20 protein-coding genes are annotated in these 17532 nt (G+C 42.0%); 12 read left to right on the plus strand and 8 right to left on the minus strand.

Features of this window, described 5'->3' with window-relative positions; all coding sequences use genetic code 11:
- The first annotated feature begins 165 nt into the window (after positions 1–165).
- The 5 genes from ACP5L5_RS05800 (at position 166) to ACP5L5_RS05820 (ending at position 4696) form a co-directional block, all read left to right on the plus strand.
- Positions 166–831: a TorD/DmsD family molecular chaperone gene (locus ACP5L5_RS05800; protein ID WP_428762281.1), complete on the plus strand. Its 666-nt coding sequence runs from the start codon at positions 166–168 to the stop codon at positions 829–831.
- Positions 818–2155 carry a 4Fe-4S dicluster domain-containing protein gene (locus tag ACP5L5_RS05805; RefSeq protein WP_428762283.1) on the plus strand — a complete coding sequence of 446 codons (1338 nt, stop codon included), beginning with the start codon at positions 818–820 and terminating at the stop codon, positions 2153–2155. Before ACP5L5_RS05800 ends, ACP5L5_RS05805 begins: the two co-directional genes overlap by 14 nt.
- A gap of 225 nt (positions 2156–2380) precedes the next feature.
- A complete protein-coding gene (locus ACP5L5_RS05810) occupies positions 2381–3820 on the plus strand; it encodes a hypothetical protein (protein WP_428762284.1) in 1440 nt (479 codons plus the stop codon).
- A 268-nt stretch (positions 3821–4088) separates the two neighbouring features.
- Complete coding sequence (locus ACP5L5_RS05815) at positions 4089–4418, plus strand: ArsR family transcriptional regulator (protein WP_428762285.1); 330 nt, start codon at positions 4089–4091, stop codon at positions 4416–4418.
- Positions 4415–4696, plus strand: a complete 282-nt coding sequence (locus tag ACP5L5_RS05820) for a hypothetical protein (protein WP_273302315.1) — start codon at positions 4415–4417, stop codon at positions 4694–4696. The genes ACP5L5_RS05815 and ACP5L5_RS05820 overlap by 4 nt, the downstream gene beginning before the upstream one ends.
- 252 nt (positions 4697–4948) lie before the next feature.
- Here ACP5L5_RS05820 and ACP5L5_RS05825 read toward each other — a convergent pair whose 3' ends face one another.
- Positions 4949–5743, minus strand: a complete 795-nt coding sequence (locus tag ACP5L5_RS05825) for a BtpA/SgcQ family protein (RefSeq protein WP_428762286.1) — start codon at positions 5741–5743, stop codon at positions 4949–4951.
- Positions 5744–5775: 32 nt separating this feature from the next.
- A complete protein-coding gene (locus ACP5L5_RS05830) occupies positions 5776–6276 on the minus strand; it encodes a cob(I)yrinic acid a,c-diamide adenosyltransferase (RefSeq protein WP_428762288.1) in 501 nt (166 codons plus the stop codon).
- Positions 6277–6395: 119 nt separating this feature from the next.
- On the opposite strand from ACP5L5_RS05830, the gene ACP5L5_RS05835 reads away from it, so the two are divergent.
- From ACP5L5_RS05835 to ACP5L5_RS05850, 4 genes are read left to right on the plus strand one after another with little or no spacing between them, the layout of a single operon-like run.
- On the plus strand, positions 6396–6878 hold the full coding sequence (locus tag ACP5L5_RS05835) for a hypothetical protein (RefSeq protein ID WP_013603933.1): 483 nt from the start codon (positions 6396–6398) through the stop codon (positions 6876–6878).
- On the plus strand, positions 6869–7198 hold the full coding sequence (locus tag ACP5L5_RS05840) for an NADH-quinone oxidoreductase subunit K (RefSeq protein WP_048056830.1): 330 nt from the start codon (positions 6869–6871) through the stop codon (positions 7196–7198). Before ACP5L5_RS05835 ends, ACP5L5_RS05840 begins: the two co-directional genes overlap by 10 nt.
- A 25-nt stretch (positions 7199–7223) precedes the next feature.
- Complete coding sequence (locus ACP5L5_RS05845) at positions 7224–8498, plus strand: proton-conducting transporter membrane subunit (protein WP_428762290.1); 1275 nt, start codon at positions 7224–7226, stop codon at positions 8496–8498.
- A 39-nt stretch (positions 8499–8537) separates the two neighbouring features.
- A complete protein-coding gene (locus tag ACP5L5_RS05850; RefSeq protein ID WP_428762291.1) occupies positions 8538–9107 on the plus strand; it encodes a hypothetical protein in 570 nt (189 codons plus the stop codon).
- Between the two features lie 15 nt (positions 9108–9122).
- Here the strand turns inward: ACP5L5_RS05850 and ACP5L5_RS05855 are convergent, their stop codons facing one another.
- The 6 genes from ACP5L5_RS05855 to ACP5L5_RS05880 form a co-directional block, all read right to left on the minus strand.
- On the minus strand, positions 9123–9671 hold the full coding sequence (locus ACP5L5_RS05855; RefSeq protein ID WP_428762293.1) for a DsbA family protein: 549 nt from the start codon (positions 9669–9671) through the stop codon (positions 9123–9125).
- Between the two features lie 164 nt (positions 9672–9835).
- Positions 9836–10402 carry a DUF998 domain-containing protein gene (locus ACP5L5_RS05860; RefSeq protein WP_428762294.1) on the minus strand — a complete coding sequence of 189 codons (567 nt, stop codon included), beginning with the start codon at positions 10400–10402 and terminating at the stop codon, positions 9836–9838.
- Positions 10403–10442: 40 nt separating this feature from the next.
- The gene (locus ACP5L5_RS05865) at positions 10443–11636 is read right to left on the minus strand and encodes a M24 family metallopeptidase (RefSeq protein ID WP_428762296.1); all 1194 of its coding nucleotides are present in this window, start codon (positions 11634–11636) and stop codon (positions 10443–10445) included.
- Positions 11637–11680: 44 nt separating this feature from the next.
- Positions 11681–12127, minus strand: coding sequence for a hypothetical protein (locus tag ACP5L5_RS05870; protein ID WP_428762298.1), 447 nt, complete (start codon positions 12125–12127; stop codon positions 11681–11683).
- 140 nt (positions 12128–12267) lie between these two features.
- Positions 12268–13200, minus strand: coding sequence for a heterodisulfide reductase-related iron-sulfur binding cluster (locus ACP5L5_RS05875; RefSeq protein ID WP_428762300.1), 933 nt, complete (start codon positions 13198–13200; stop codon positions 12268–12270).
- A 72-nt stretch (positions 13201–13272) separates the two neighbouring features.
- Complete coding sequence (locus tag ACP5L5_RS05880) at positions 13273–13935, minus strand: hypothetical protein (protein ID WP_428762302.1); 663 nt, start codon at positions 13933–13935, stop codon at positions 13273–13275.
- 136 nt (positions 13936–14071) lie between these two features.
- Here ACP5L5_RS05880 and ACP5L5_RS05885 point away from each other — a divergent pair, with 136 nt between their 5' ends.
- The 3 genes from ACP5L5_RS05885 to ACP5L5_RS05895 all read left to right on the plus strand — a co-directional run bounded on the left by ACP5L5_RS05885 (position 14072) and on the right by ACP5L5_RS05895 (position 17425).
- A complete protein-coding gene (locus ACP5L5_RS05885; RefSeq protein WP_013603923.1) occupies positions 14072–14497 on the plus strand; it encodes a translation initiation factor IF-2 subunit beta in 426 nt (141 codons plus the stop codon).
- Between the two features lie 88 nt (positions 14498–14585).
- Entirely contained in the window at positions 14586–16226 is a 1641-nt protein-coding gene (locus tag ACP5L5_RS05890; protein WP_428762304.1) for a B12-binding domain-containing radical SAM protein, read from the plus strand.
- 65 nt (positions 16227–16291) lie between these two features.
- Complete coding sequence (locus ACP5L5_RS05895; protein WP_428762306.1) at positions 16292–17425, plus strand: MFS transporter; 1134 nt, start codon at positions 16292–16294, stop codon at positions 17423–17425.
- Positions 17426–17532: the final 107 nt, after the last annotated feature.

Raw genomic sequence — 17532 nt, forward strand, 5'->3', positions numbered from 1 at the left:
ATTATGCTTAAGAGTTTTATTGAGTCTAGGGTTAAGTTCTTCATATGCACCGCCAAGGAATAGTGAGTCCATGGCCTTATTACAGAAGCTGAAGAACGTTAAACCAACCGGCGGTCACTGCAGTGGTGGTGTAGGTAATGCTAAGGGTCAAGGCACGTGATTAATATGGAGAACTTAGATCCTCAGGCTTTAAAATCACTTGCATTTTCCCGTTCTATTATTTACGACTTTCTAGCCTCATCCTACATATACCCGTATAGGCTTAATGATTTTGAGAAGTTAATTAAGTCAAGGATTAGTAGGGTTAGGGATGTTGCCGAGGCACTGGCGAGACTTTACTCATCAATGAATAACCTAATTAAGTTGTTAGACATTGCTAAGGATATTAATGATTATAATGCATTAACGCCAATACAGGTAGACTTCACTAGGATTGATTATGGGGCGATACCCTACGAGGGCTACACTCATACTGGTTATCTTGATATGAACACTGAGATATCGCTTAAGAGGATTTATGCAGATTATAACCTTATCGTGAATAAGGAATTTAGGGATTTGAGAAGTGATCACATTGCCGTTGAGTTTGCCTTCATGAGCTTCCTGGCCTATGAGGAATATGATGATTGGAGTAATGCCACTAGGTATATTGAGGAAGAGGATTACTTCATAAATAATCACCTAATTAATTGGGTCTCAATATTCGTAAGTACATCACTCAAGCTTGTGAGGACTGATTACCTTAAGCTTCTGCTCAATTTCACGAAGGATTTCATGACTCAGGATAGGGAGGTCATTAAGATTATGAGGGATGTTTATGGTGGTAAGTGAGGAGGGCAAATTACTAATCCTTGAGGATCCAAGTGATGAGGAATTGAATAGGGCTAGGGAGCATAATGGTCCAATAATTATAGTACTTAGGAAGTTAGGTAGTGTCAATGTCCAGGGTAAGCACCCAATGAACATTTACATACTTAAGTCGCCGAGTGATGAGAAGTTAGAGGCGTTAAAGGCACAGTTAATGGCTAGGAGAACAAGCACGAGGGAGGTCGCCATCGAGGGCCCCATCAGCAGGAGGGAGTTATTGATAGGTAGGGTTGTCAAGGTCATTGAGAAGAACGTACCCACATACTTCGAAAACGCATGCAGTGCTAGGTTTGGATGTAATGATTGCGTTAATGCATGCCCAACCAATGCAACATCAATTGTTAATAATAGGGTTGTCATTAACGAGAATGCATGCATTGAGTGCGGTCTATGCGTGTCAAAGTGCCCAACAGGTGCCCTGGCAATGGTTGGCGCAGATGATAATGAGTACGTAGCCCTACTCAATAAGTTAAATGACGTGAAGGGCATTAAAAGAATAACATTCACATGCCCATTGAATACTAGGGAGCCTAGGAATGGCGAGTACATTTACAGGGTGCCATGTGTCGATGCCGTTAGCCCTGAGTGGGTGGCAATGGCGCTTGCCAAATCCCTTGAAGTAAGTATTGAATGTCCTGACCAGTCATGTAAATTGGGCGGTGCTGACTATGCTAAGGGATTAATCAACGCGTTTATGGGGTCGTTTAAGCTGGGTATTACCAAGGATGACGCATTGTCGATGGCCACTGACGAAACGTTGAGTGAGAGAATTATTTACATGGGTATTAGGCGTAATGACTATGTTAAGGCATTGGTAAGGCTTAGGCCGAGGAGTAAAGGTGTTACTAATGAATTACTTAAGATATTTAGTATTCACATTGATGATGTTAAGTGTTCATTCTGCGGGGTGTGCTTTGCTAAATGCCCTGAGAGGGCGTTTGATGTTGGTAGGGATGGCAATAAGACAGTGCTTAAGTTCAACAGTCTCAAGTGTATTGGTTGTGGCCACTGCGCGAGGTTATGCCCTGAGAAGGCAATAACAATTAATAGGGCTAGGGAATTCCCGATGAGCGATAGCACAGACGTGGTCTATGACGAGGTAGTCACATGTAGGATGTGCGGTAAGCCCTTCGACACGAGGAGACACATAATGACTATGAAGATTAAGCTAGGTATCAAGGGAGACCCGGAGTGGCTATACCTATGCCCAGATTGTAGGAGGTACTACACGGCGAAGAAGATGCTTGAGAATGCATTGGGCGTAAAGGGAGTTAAGAGCTATGTCTAGTGATATGTTTATCATTCATTAAAATCCAAATCCAGTAGTTAAAAGCTCTACGGAACTAGAAACAGCCCTACCACTGGTTGTGTCAGGTCTGTTGTTCAACGATAACCATATTTAGTTACTTAATGACCAAGATTTTCCTTAATTTAAATAGTACTTAGTAATTAGGTAAGAATTTGTAAGAGATTACGAAAAATAGAGTTAAATAAGACCGTGGGTACGTAGTCGATGAACACCCAAACAATAGGACTGGTAATACTGGTGGTAATACTCGCGGTAGGACTGGGATACGTGGGTTACCTATACTCAACTACGGCATCAATAGCTAGCAAATACATGGTACTTCAAAACCAATACCAACAGCTACAGAGTAAATACCAAACCCTGGAAAGCGAGTACTCAGTCCTGGTGACGAACTATACAAACCTTGAGAATCAATACATGAGCCTACAAGGTCAGTACCAATCACTGGAGGGCATGTCTAACTCAAGCATGGGCATGATGCAGCCAGAGTTCATACCTGTCGGTGAAGCCACGATTACAGTGAACGCAACGCAGGGAGCCACGGTTAGGCTTGGCAATATAATAGCCGTAATTAGGCCAGACACGTATGTAGAGACACCGAGCGGGCAGATTCTCAGTACATATCAATTCTCAATAATCGACTATATACTGGAGAATGTTGGTTCAACACCCATGGAGATGGGCATGGGAGGTTCACCACCAATATATGCCTTCGCCTACGCTGTCAATGGGCAGGTATCGCCAGGATACACATTCGTTAACCAGAAGGGTAAACCACAGGCGATAATAACCGTTGTTAGAATGCCGAGCACGTGGACCACTTGGACATGGCTTGGATTCACTGAGGAGTCAAACGGTACATTGATTAGTGGTCACTATGCCTTCCCAGATAACTGGGTCTATGTTGGCTCGGGCATATTCGTGAATTACCAATTCGTCAAGCCAGTGCCTTGGGTATTCGTATACACAGGAATGTCCGCAATGTCAATGACAGTGTACACCTCCGAGACCACGCCAAACAGTACCGAGGTAACAACAATGGAGACTGAGCTTGTGCCCATCAGCATAGGCACAATAATCGTGAATGCGACGCAGGGAGGCGCGGTTGCGGTGGGCAACCTACTGGCGATAATACCACCTGGTACCTACGTAAAGACACTAAATGGTCAGATACTCAATACGTACAACTTCAGCCTAGTGTACCAAGCAGTTTATAACCCAAGTTATCTAAATGAGAGTGGTATGATATACTGGCCAATCTTTGCCTATGCCTTTGCAATAAATAATGAAATAAGCCCAGAATACACCTTCGTAAACGCTTCAGGTTCCCCAACGCCGGTGATAACCATTGCCTTCCTACCACCACAGGCCTTCTACAACCCAAGTAGTATGATTATGCCCACGAAGATTTCGGCATCATGGACGTGGCTAGGTTATGCGGAGTTACCAGATGGAACGTTACTTGGTGGTAACTATGCCTTTGCAGACTCATGGCTTGTGGGTGATGACTACATAGTGAATGTTGTATTTGTTAAGCCTGTACCATGGGTATTCGTGGCGCCAATACACGGCTTAACAAACATGACCGGCAACATGATGTCAATGAGCCAGTCAACAAGCTACTCATCAGGAGGCTATTCATAGTGAGTATGTTGCATTTTAATTAAAATTCATTATTTCTCAATTATAACCCTCGTATATCATATACCGTAATTACACCACTTTATCTGTGAGTTGGGTAATACTTAGCATGGTGTTATTATTGAGGCTATTGCAGTGTTATTACAATTTAGTTTCCATTTCATTATTAATGCCCACATCCCAAATGCGCAACTGCCTTATTAATTGATTCACCTAATGCACGTTAATGCTTAAAACTTATAAATCATTGACAGGTAATGCTGCCTATCTAATGGTTGAGTATGAGAAGGATTTGAAGAAAATACTTATTTGGTTGCTTGGCGGTTCCCGCGGAGGTTTAATGAGGTTAAAAATCCTACTACTACTTAAGAAGAAGCCCATGAATCCCCACCAACTGGCTAGGGCGTTGAACGTGAATTACAGGACCGTGATTTACCACCTGGAGCTCCTTGAGAGGTACGAGCTAGTGAGTAGGCTTGACGTGGGTTACGGGGCACCATACTTCATTAGTGATAAACTTGAAAAGAGGTGGGACCTTATTAAGGATGTTATGAGTATAATAGGCATTGATGAAGAGGAGGCAGGGGGTGGTAAGTCATGACGCATTACCTATGGTACATAGACATTGGCGCCGCAGTTGCACAGACAGTAATTGTGGCATTAATATTCAGGAATTACCTAGGGATTGGTTTTACGAAAATTGGCAGGATACTACTCTCGGTATCAGCAATACTCCTTGTTGAGAGCATATCGATGATAGCTATATACTACATGTGGCTGAGCCTGGGCCTTGGAATGGAAGTCGCAGCGCCAACACTACTAATCACAATACTGAACCTAGTCGTGATATCACTATTGTACGTCATATCAAGGCTTTAATGAAGCTATAATGAATAACTGGTGCTTTCCCACCCGTTAAGTTAGCAGGAAATGCTATTAAGTACGCATAACTAAAGGACTAGATTTAAGTAAGTAGCCATTAATTGTCTATTAAAAACGGTTTAGGACCTGGGTGATTATTAGGGGTTAAGGGTTGGGTAGGCAGAGTGGAGGTAAGATTAGTCTTATCTCCGCTCTTTCAGTCCAGGATTTGACAGATAATACGACTTCCCTAGGTCGTAGGAATGTTGTTCACGGTCTTGCTAGTGCCTTTACTGCATTTACTATGTTCCTGGCCTTTGCGAGATCTATTTGTCCCTCCTCGTCCTTTAGGTATGTGCCTACTATGAAACCGTGGGCCTCCCTGTAGTCGTTTATGTTATTTGGGTTTATGCCGCTCCCAACTAGTACCTTTGTGTTTACGGACTTTATGACTCGCCTAAGTAGTAGCGGGTCTGGTGGTTCCCCGGTCCTTGGCCCAGTGACTACCAGTGCATCGGCCAGGGCCCTCTCCACGCAGTCCTTGGCCACGTCTTCAACAGTCATCCTGTGCAGTGGGCTTGCGTGCTTGACAAATATGTCCGCGAGCACCGTGACCTTAGTGTTAAGCCTGGTCATTACCTCAAGGACTTCCCTGGACACAGGCTCGATTATACCCTCGGCACTAACTATGGATTCGCAGTATGCATTTGATCTAATGAAGGATGCACCAGTAACAGCAGCTATGGCCACTGCCTCAGGTCCTGAGTTCCTGAGTAAGTTTATACCCACAGGTATTGTCATGGTTCTCACCACTTCTCGTGCTATAATCGCCATCGAAGCAATTGTTTCAGTTTCTTTAACCCTAACCCTAAATGGATAGTCATTGAAGTTCTCGAGAATTATCGCATCAAAACCAGTCTCATCAAGTACCCTGGCATTTCTCACGGCGAAGTCTATTATCGTGCTAATGTCAAGACCGCCATACCTAATAGAGCCAGGTAGTGGTGGCAAGTGTACGACTCCTATGAGTGTTGGTCGATCGTCCCGAAACTTCAATATAGGCATTGATTAATGGTCAGATAAGGAATTAAATAATATTACCATTCAAGACCCCTTACACCTACCACGCCCTTATCGAAGTAGTGTCTCTTGGCTTCCATAACAGTTATTAAGTCAGCCAACTCCATAAACTCATGGGGTGTGTCTCTGCCTGTTAATACGACATTAACCTCGGGTGGTAATGACTTAATACCATCAATCGCCTCCCTTGCCGTTAAGTATCCACTCGATACTGCATTATTAACCTCATCTAGAATTAGTAGGAATGGTTTAATCTCCATAGCCCTACTCAGCGCTATCTTAAATACATCTCTAGGTGTTAAATGCTGGTCTGGATCTAGTGAGTAGACATCAACATAGCCACTAAGGAACTTCTTAATTGCCAAGTACTCACCAACGTACTCACCCCTGTAGATTAGGGTCTTCATTAAGTGGGCGATTACTACTCTGTAGTCATGACCAATAGCCCTAAGCATTAATCCCAGGGCTGCCGTTGTCTTCCCCTTACCATCCCCTGTATAAAGCAGTATTAGCCCCATCGAGACACCTTATGAACCAGCTTAATTTGCATTACTGTGATGCTCTGTATCCTTTAGTAAACACTTGTAGAATGTCGATTGGTTATACTTAAAAATACATGAGTTATGTCTTCCTTGCTATGGTTAGCACGTACATTGGTGCATTAATAACGCTTGGCGTTTTCGCCGTATTATCAGCCATAGGTATCACTGTAACCAAGGACAACCTATACGCAGCGATATACCTGGCAATAACGACGGGGCTCATTGGTGCCGTTTACGGCTTATTTGGAATAACCTATGGTTTCATACTAATATACCTAGTATTTGTTGGGGCGACAATAACAATAACAATAGTCCTAGCTGCAACGTATAGGCGCATTGAGTTCAGAGGCGGTATTGGTAAGTCCTGGATACTACCAATGTTGTTATTCATAGCAACCATAATCATTGCCTCAGTATGGACAAACTATAACGTTGTACCAGTCACTAGTCAATCATTAATAAGCTTCGCATCAACACCAGACAGCATATTATTAATCGCATTATTGTCCTCGCTCTTGATGGCCATAATGATTGGATTAATAATGTACTACCTGGAGGTGAGTGGCCGATGGAGGTGAATGCCGCGATAATCTATGGATTTGCATCAATATTACTGATGATTGGTTACTACAGCGCATTGAGGGCTAGTGATTTAATTAGGGTATTAATATCACTGGAGTTAATGTTCAACGCAATATTCCTAACATTAGTGCCGTTTTTTGCCGTGAATGCCATCGCGGCTTTCGGTATTCTTATCGTTACAATATTGACATCATCCACGGAATTCATGACATTAATAACGGCGATAATGGCAATGGATAAGGTTAGGAAGTCCGTTAGGGTTGAGGAGATTAAGGCCGGTGGGGAGCAGTATGTTGAGGCGAAGAGTAATACTTAAATCGCATGGTTAAGGGTGATGCGAAGTGTCCATACCATACACATACATTCTCCTTGCCGCGACGATAATTAGTGTGGTTGGTACGGCACCAACATTACTTAGTGAGGAGACCAGGAAGTACTCATGGATAGCACCATTAATTTCAATGGTGATACTCCTTATAACAACTAACATTTACCTAATGGCTTACATAGCCTTCCTGGTGATTATTGGAGCGCTGGGTGTGGTCACATTAATGAGGTTAAACTCGCCAATAAGAGGCGTTGATTATATGCTTGTTTCCATAATGATAATAGCCACAGTACTAGCCCTATACACGAGTGACCTAGCCCTTGTCCTACTATCGCTAATGCTTGTTTCAGCACCAACGTACTTATTAATCCTAATGGGCGACCCAAGCATTAGCATTGAGGTTGGTGTTAAGTACGTGGTCAACATGATAATAGCCACGGTACTATTCTTCGTAGGAGCAATAATGATTAGTTCAGGGCCATCACTAATAACATACATAATAGGTTTCTCCCTATTATTGCTTGGTCTATCTCTCGAGGTCGGTGTAGCACCAATGCATGAGTGGGTTCCCGACGTATTCACTGCCGGTAATCCAATACCTGTCTCAATAATAGCATCAATAGCTAAGATAGCACCATTCATTGTTGCAGTTAAGATAACACTAACGTCGATGGAACTATACAAGGTATCACCCTATTACTTGGCCTACATAGCCAGTGCCTTCGCGGTAATATCGATGTTCCTAGGCAACATAGGCGCATTAACAAGTAAAGAGAGCCCCAGGGTATTGGCATACTCATCAATAGCGAATATGGGTTACGTAATGTCAGCCTTTGCAGCGGCAATAATGGGTGCCCAGGAAATGGGCATAACACTTGGATTAGCATTAGTTGGTTTATTACTTCAGTTGTTCATGAATGCGGTTGGTAAAATGGGGTTCTTTAACACAGTATTTTCAAAGGGCAATAATGCCGTGAGTACTTGGTTAATATCGCTAGCCTTCATAGGCACACCACCACTTCTAGGTTTCTGGTCAAAGCTATACATAATACTAGCTCTAGTTTATGGAAACCTGACATGGCTCGCTATTCTCCTTGTCATAAACTCAGTGATCTCAGTACCATACTACGTTAGACTTGCCAGGGAGTTAGGGACTGGTTGGAAGGGTAGCTTGGCTGAGGGCTTGATAATAGTGTTTACGATAATAGTGCTGTCAACAACAATACCACCCTCATGGCTAATAAAACCAATAATGAACTTAGTTAATTACCTAATCCTCAGTCTATAAACAATCCACTTAAAAATAAGATCCATTCATTAAACAACAATGAGCATTGTTAGGGGTGTTTATGAGGGATTAACGGCAGTAATTTATGGTTTCATATTTGACATAGCCCTAAAGTTACTATTGCTCATTGGTTTTACGGATATAATCTACGATATACTGCAATTGATAATAGCAATACTTTGGATAGGCATGGCAATGTTTGGTTGGGGTGGGGTTTGTATAATCAGTAAGGGTACCTGTAGATTATCAACTATTTATAGGTATGTAATGTTTATTGTAATACCAATAATGGCCTTTTCTTACATACTTTATCTATATAATAACGAGGTTGCGGCCGCCCTACTATTCCTAATAGCCGTAAGTATAACACTCGGACTATCAGTGTCAGGTTATGTCGGTGCTTACATAATTAGTAATCAGTTCAGGAATAACCTAGGTAGGATTGGGGTGGTAATATCGATAATTGCAGTAATTATGTGGTTAACATTGGTTCCCAGGGTTATGGAGATTGGTACGGCAATAAATGCCGTGGGTAATGCACTAATAGTGATTGCCTTAATGCAGGTAAGGAGAAGGTATTCACCAAACATTAGTATTCGCCGTAAATAAATTGATATAGGTAGTTTAATATATGTAGAGTTCCTCAATAATCTTCATAAACTTCATAAGTCCTGGATAGCCAAATACTCCTTGTCCAATATTCTTTACCAGATTACCAATTATTATTGTTGGTGTTCCTGGCGCACCTAGTTCCTTAGCTATTGACTTAGCCTCCATAACTCTCTGAAGCTCCTCATTAATACAATCATTACTAGCTCCAGTAATAGCCTCCTCACCCTTTAATTTACCGCTTAGGTAAGCCTCATAGTGTCTCTTAAGAACTTCCAGGAAAATCAACGGATCCCTCTTGTAAATGCACCTAAAGGCCGCATGAAACTTCTCAACACCCCTATGCACTGGGTAATCAACGAAATAAAGCGATGCCTTACCCTCCCTGAAAAGCTCGAGTAAGTAATCGCCAGCCTCGTCCTCAAGCAATGCGCAGCCAGGGCAGTATAAATCGTAAAAGATCACAATAATTAGTCTAGAGCTTTGAGCTCTAAAACCAAGCCCAACACCCTCGACCTTCTCCAGCACCCTCCTAATATCCTTAATCAACCACTCATCAGACATTAAGGCAGTTAATAATGATTAGCTTAAAAAGATTAAATGCTAAGTGCGGTATTTAGTGTTCGTGTTCATTTTATTTGAGGATTCATTGCCTTGAGTGTTATAAGATGAAGCGAAGAAGAATAATCTTGATTTTCCTGATACATGTTTTAACGTGATACCATGGGTCATTTAATCACGTGCCTAATCTCGAGATAGGTCATTACTGTTACCCAGGAATCTATTACTGCTATTCCATAGGCTTCTTCCGTAGCGGCAGATGGCCATGGAACAATCAATGCTATTATTGGCGCTATGATACCGAGAATTAATGAGAATGAGCCCAACACCCTATCTTTAGCCATTAATGAGCCAATCCCCCACGTAATTAATGCCATATCCATCTGGGCAAAGAACCAGGTTGAGACAAAGACATGCGGTCGGGTCCCAGCATGGTAAATACCTATTAGTGCCAGGAATATACCCGCCACAAATACGAAGGCTGAGGCGAAATTCTCAACCTTGTTTCTTGATATTAGTAATAGGTTTATTGAGTATAGAACAATAAATATTGACGTTATTATTAATCCATAATTGTAAATCCAGGGATCAGTAGCATGCGGTCCTCCTAAATCACTGAATGCGTTTTTCGTGAAAACGAACCATGGATTAACAATTATACTAATGATTATAAATAACCAAGCAAGTACTGCAGCCACCATACCTGTATACGCTAGAAATTGCTTAGCATCCACATGATAAAGATGAAACTATCTTTTTATACTTCACCCAAAATTAAATCTCAACCATAAGTGATTCAGTATCCCTTGGATAGTAAGTTATTACCTCAACATGATCCTCATGAATAACGACAGTATCCGAATGCCTAAAACCACCAAGACCCCTTATGTATATACCCGGTTCAACAGTAACAACCATGCCAGGCCTAAGCACAGTATCATCACCGGCATCCAAAAATGGCGCTTCATGACCCTCTAACCCAATCCCATGACCACTATGATGCAGCAAATATTCAGTCACGCCGAGTTCCTTTGCAGTCCTTATAACGGCCTTATCAACATCCGAAGCCTTGACTCCAGATTTTAAAATACTTAATGCAACATCCTGAAGCTTAAGCATTAATTCATGGTACTTAATAACATCATTACTCGGCTTACCAACAAAGAGATTTCTTTCTAGTTCCGCCATGTAGCCACCAACATCTGCCGAGGCTCCTGTCACCAACACATCACCAACCTTAATCGGTCTCTCAACACTTATTGAGTGAGGATAGGCGCCATGCTCACCAACCTGACCCCTAAAACCCGCGTAAGCAGGATACTCAGACCTCACCGGTTTATACCCAGACCCTAAGGCCTTCTTCATCATTATAGAAGCGTCAAGTGAAGCCCTCAGTGATACCTCGTAGTCATATATGCCAGGTGCCGTATAGTCTTGAAGGAGTGAATGAGCAAGATTTGACCATTTAGCACTTTCCCTAAGTAATTCGATCTCCACGTCACTCTTTATTAACCTCATGGAGTAAATATCGTCTGATATGCTCACGAACTTAACACCAGGAAGAAGTTCAGCTAGGCTTGGCCCTTTGTATCCCCAATAACCTACATAGCCTGGCGATGTATCATAACCAATGGCGGAGCTATCCAACCGAAGTTCCTTAAGCCAATCAGCAAATAATCGCATCGGATGTACCTCACCTGGGTAATCCCTATATGTATACACCCTACTCACGAACTTTGTCTGGTTTAGTACATGGTCGCTTTCAAGGAGTGGTCCAAAGAAGTAAATATCGCCATTCCTACGCACAATTATGGCCGCCGGTCTCTCTGTTTGTAGGTAGTAAAACCCTATGAAGTACGTAATGTTTATTGGATTAACTATGTAGGCAGCATCCAGCTTCTTCTCATCCATTACCCTATAAAGCAGGTTTAGTCTTCTCTCAAATTCCCTAGTTGGTACTGTGTACATCGTTCATTATTACTTTAAAAATCATTTTAATGAATTATCCGCCTCTAACCGAATAAATTAACCTCAGGAACATTCTCTGCAGTGGCCTTCTCACTAAGCACGTCATTGCTTATTTCAATCACGTACTTAAGTCTCGCAGTATAAACAACATTGTTACCCTCCTCGCCAGTTGGTGTTAGCGGTATTTCACCAGTAACCCTGGCATAACCCTTCTCCTCATTACCCCTCATCAACTTCCAAACCATGTTAATATTGTACTTACCGCCTACATCCTTAATATCCCATGTTCTCTCACCAGGTGTTAATCCATAGTCCGTGGAGAACGACTTAACAAGCTGCATGAAACTAGTGCCAGAATCATCAAGAGGCACCGATAAGCCAGCCTCCCTAGGCCACCTCTCAAGTCTCTTTCTCTTTGCATCATCGTTGGCCGATTTACTTATTTTTATTGGCACCTCCAAATCCCTTTCATACACGGGTGTGAAGCTCATCAAAATCTCGTAGTTTAGACCAGAATAAAAACACTTTCCTTAATGGTGGGTCTCAGCTAACACCTTACTCGTCATTATTGTCTGAACAGCCATCGCATCATCATTGATGATTACTAGATTAAAGAGTCGGTATTTAAAACCTACTCGGTCCCAATAACCTCATTTATATCCAGTACCTCTACAGCACCCTCAGCATTTCTACTAAGGTTTGCCAGGCATATTGGGCATACGGTCACCACGGTCTTCGACAATTTAGCCAATTTCTCGATCCTAATCTTAGCAATCTTCCTCGAGAGTTCAGGGCTAAGTGACTCAAGTGGTCCTCCACAGCATGTTGATGTTTCCTTACCAGTTATTACTGGGTCCTCAATATGCTTAATACCTGCATTGTCAAGTATTGATCTATAAACATCGTACTTACCCAGATACCTTGCGTATAGGCATGAGTCATGTATTACCACATCACTCCTCACCCTGGACTTAACTTTAATGCCTCTCAGTAGGTCTAGGTAATTAACGACCTCAAAATCAAGCTTAAAGTAATTGGGCGCCGCATTCACCAGTACATTATGGGTATGTGGATCTATCGTTATTACCCTCTTAACTCCATACTTCCTAAACGTCTTAAGTACGGTATTCTCAAAGTACTCCCTGAAAATATCCTCGGCACCAACTTCATATAGTAACGCACCACTGTATGGTTCATCCTCATAAAGAAAGCCAAAGTTAATTCCAGCCCTCTGTAATGCCCTTGCTATATTCCTAAGAATACCATTGGCCCTATCAATATCAGCCCTATTAGGTTTCACCACAAAACCAGCAAACCTAGATAGGACGCTGGCTAATCCACTCAATGGTGTTCCTCTAATCCTCTCTATCCACGGCACTAATTGATTAATCATCGGAGCCATTTGATAAAGGCATGACGTGTAGATAACCGTATCACCACCCCTAGGTATACCCAACCCACTTGCCCATTCTGTGCAGTAGGATTTATCCATCGGTATTGGCAGGCCATTAGAATCAAGGCTTCTCTTCATTATATCGATTAATGATTTAGCCCAACTCTCCAAGAAGATTCACCAAGGATCCTACGTCACCCAGTATTTAAGTATTATTTATTATTTATAAAAATAAATTAATACTTACGCAGGCTTATTACTCTTGATGTAGAAGTTAACCTTGGATTTGTTTATTATGGCGTCAAGATTACAATCACACTTAAGAAGTATTTTCATTAAACCGAGTATATAGCCCCTAGTGAATGGTAGGCCGGCGTCTAAGTCAAAGGGTTCTATTAACGATATACTGACCACATTACCGCCTCTCTCTAGATTAAGGTTTATATTCTCAATACTCCTTGCAAGGTTCATAACAACTAGCATGTTTATGGCTGTTTCAAGGACCTTATTCATAGCTGCATTTGTCGGTATTTCATACTTAGTCCTAAGCATTGTACTTGCCATTGATAGACCCATTTCATAACCAAGCTTTGTTAAGAATGCATGAACCTCGCCACCACTTTGCACCATACGCATTAATATACTCCTGAGAATCTCCTTATCAAAGCCCACAAGCTCCATTGGCGCCTCATGGCTTGCCCAAACATCATGAACACCATTAATACTCCTTAATTTATCAAGGGCACTTATTGGTAGGGAATCGCTAAGTCTCATTGCAATAACTCTCTCTGTCTCTGATGGTATTGATACGAAGACCCACTCAATGCTCGTATAGTCCTTAATTATACCGGATATCTCATGAAGCATTCCACGCCTATTGGCAGTCTTAATTACGAGTAAGGTCATTAATGATTTAATAAAACGCAGAGACTTTAAACCAGACTGGCCGTAGATTCGAGAGGTAAAATCCTAGGAAATTGATGATGCAGTGCTATGAAGGCAAGAACTTATTAAGCAAAGTGTTAAGTCTCCTGAGACTGGTATGCCAAATGAGGGTAATTACGATGAGCTATACATGAAGTTATTAGATAAGGCCTACACATTGATAACGCCAAGGATCCAGAGAAGGCAGGAAATACCCAGGTTAAGCATTCAAGTCCAGCCTAAGAAGACTATTATTCAGAACTTTAGGGATGTTGCGCAGAGACTTAATAGGGACCCAACGCACATAGCCAGGTTCTTCCTTAAGGAACTGGCTCTTCCAGGTAATATTGAGGGTAATGCCCTTGTTCTGTATGCAGAGAGGAGTCCAAGGACTCTCGAGGCTGTTTATGAGAGGTACATTAAATTCTATGTTGAGTGCCCAGTGTGCCACTCAATAGATACTTACCTGGAGAGGGAGGGTAGGATATACGTACTCGTGTGCACTGCCTGCGGAGCGAGGACCCCCAGGAAGAGTATTAGTTAATTTTCAATTTCTAGGTTAAAGTACATTTAGTCAATAGTTTATGTTAATGAAGAAGGGTTTTTATTTACTACAGGTATATAGCCAAACTGTGTCATTTGATGGATATCCAATCGTTTTAACGGGCGAGATTGCAACAATGAGTGACACGCACGGTTCATCTGTGGTTGGATTCGCAAGTGCAATACCGGAGAATTACTTCAGGGATTGGGCTGCCCGTAGGTTTTTCAGGGTTAAAAGTGATAAATATGGTAGGGTTTTGAGGGCTCCATACGGCTTAGCCAAGGTGGAAGCTGCACTACTTGCTCATGGCTATACGAGGAATGATGTCATTATAGCTGATCCATATAAGCTCGATAAGGTCATTGGCACTAATACACGTGTCATTGGTATTTACGTAATGGATCCACTAGGTTTGAGTTATGGTTCCGGCATAGTTTACTGGATATTGAAATTGGCGGACCTACCATACAGAGGCTTACCATACATTGCCAAGTCATTCTTTCAAGTCATTAATCATCCAGCAATTAAGAGACATAAAGACCATTTAAAGATTGTCGTTGGTGGACCAGCCGGTTGGCAAATCATTGATACTGGTAAGCAAAGGGAATTAGGGATTGATGTCGTTTATGAGGGTGAGTTTGAGGAGGATGGGCCACAATTATTTGATAAAATAATGAAGGGCGAGCCCATTCCCGAGAGGGTTGTTGCCCATAGACCCGTGCCTATTGATATGGTACCAACGATAGTAACACCATCAGTTGGTGGTATGGTTGAGGTTACGAGGGGTTGTGGTAGGGGTTGTCAGTTCTGTACACCAACATTGAGTGGTATGATTAGGTCATTTCCATTTGAGGGTCATATCGATAGGGAGATTAAGCTCAACATTGAGGTTGGAGGCTTTAGTGAGATAACGCTTCATAGTGAGGAATTCTTCAGGTATGGTGCAAAGGGTATTGAGCCAAACCCAGATAAGGTACTTGATTTGACAGTGAAGGCCTATAAGCTCGTTAAGTCCTATGGTGACGACCATGAATTAACCACGGACTTCACCACAGCTGCTGTCGTGAAGTATGCACCGAAGCTTATTAAGGAAGTTTCGGAGTATATGAATGAAGGAGGAACATGGCACTTTATCGAGATGGGCATTGAAACAGGTTCACCTAGGTTACTAAGGATGTTAATGGCTGGTAAGGCGCTTCCGTATAAGCCTGAGCAGTACCCAGACGTTGTTGAGGAGGCAATTGGAATACTCAATGATAATTATTGGGTTGTTGTTGGTACAATGATACTTAATCTACCTGGTGAGACTGACGATGATGTTGTTAAGAGTCTCGAGCTACTTGATAGGATCAGTAAGCTTAGGGTTCTTACGTTCCCATTACCCTTCATACCAATGGGTGCATTAAGGAGGAGGGACTTCACAATACTTGATGAGATGCTTGATGATCCATTGAGGCGTGAGTTCATACTTAAGGCATTGATAAAGTCCTTTGAGGAGGCTAAGGCATTTAGTAGTCTCATAACTAGGAAGGTTGAGAATTTCATTGTCAAGAGACTTATTGGGTACATAGCCGTTAGTAGCTTCAACCTGGTGCTCAAGAGGTATAAGGAGAAGCTTGGTTCATTGATTGAGCAATACGGAGAGTTCAAGGAGAGGATTAAGGAGGAGGTGAGTAGGGCCGTAATATCCATAAAACTGGATAGGGGTGAGCAGGATAATAATTCATGAGTTTCTCTTTATCTTAACTGCCAATAGTTAGAAACCTTGATAAGGGGCTTTAATGCTAGTTTCATGTGGGGGTTAATAATAAGCCTATTGAGGAATTGGATGCATTAGTCATCAAGAGAGCCTATTATGTGCTCGGCATTAGTATAGTAGGTCTATCATTAATAATGTTTAATTGGTTAAGCTTGTCAGCAATAATGTTTAATATAATGGCTATAAAGAAGGTGGTACTCAACGCCGTGTATTATGTAATACCCATGGCCACCGCGATGATGGGCTTCGCTACAATGCAATTACCAGCTACACTCCTATTTAGCAGGTTTGGTAATAGGGTCTCCATGTTCCTAGGCTTGATACTAAATGGTCTATCTCTCATCTTCTCAACAACAGGTAGTTATCACACGGCACTTCTCCTTAGATTCCTGGCAGGTATGGGTCTTGGGCTATACCTAATGCCCTCACTCCTGTTAATACTTGGTTGGTGGAGCATTAGAGGGTTGACTAGGTGGGTTCAGGTTACTTACTTATCATCAATAACGACACTGATTCTACTTTCATCAGTAATTACTATGGATATAACACAAAACACGGCATTATACCTAGGCATAGCATCTATTGTACTTGCCATCCTCATTCTCTTTACTATGAAGGATGCCGTAATAATAAAGAGTGTCTCGGTAATGGCCGTTATGAATAACCCAGACATTCTCATGTTATCCATAGCCTTCTCAATACCCTGGGGAGTATACCTAGGTCTTCTCCCTCTTGTTATTAATGCAGGTAGTTACTTAGGGATCACTGAATTAACAGCGCCACTAGCCCTAACCCCATTGCTTTATAGGTTTAGGCATTCCATAAAGACTGAGAGACGTAAGGCATTGTTGTACTTAACGGTAGCCCTCGGTGCATTAACAATGCTTATGGGCATTGCCAAGGCTCAAACAATAATTCTAGTTATTGTGGGTTTCACATTTACACTAATCCTACTCTTGACATTATATGTTGTGAATGATCTCGTAAGCCCAATACTAATTGCCCAATCCACTAGTTACTTACTCACCGTATCCTCAATAATAGGATCAATAGCAGGTATAGTCATGGGATATGCAATACAATACTTTGGAATGTTTGGTTGGGTAATGATTGGGGCTCTAATAATCCTATCATCACTAATCTACAGAATCCTAAAAATCACCCTCTAAACCCTCAGATGTCTATCAAGCTTTGCAGTATATTGAATGCATATTTAATAAGGGTAATTATCATGATTAGAGTTCAGGATTGCCTTGGTGTTTTAGATACCATTAGA

Source organism: Vulcanisaeta sp. (assembly GCF_049966235.1).
GTDB classification, from domain to species: domain Archaea; phylum Thermoproteota; class Thermoprotei; order Thermoproteales; family Thermocladiaceae; genus Vulcanisaeta; species Vulcanisaeta moutnovskia.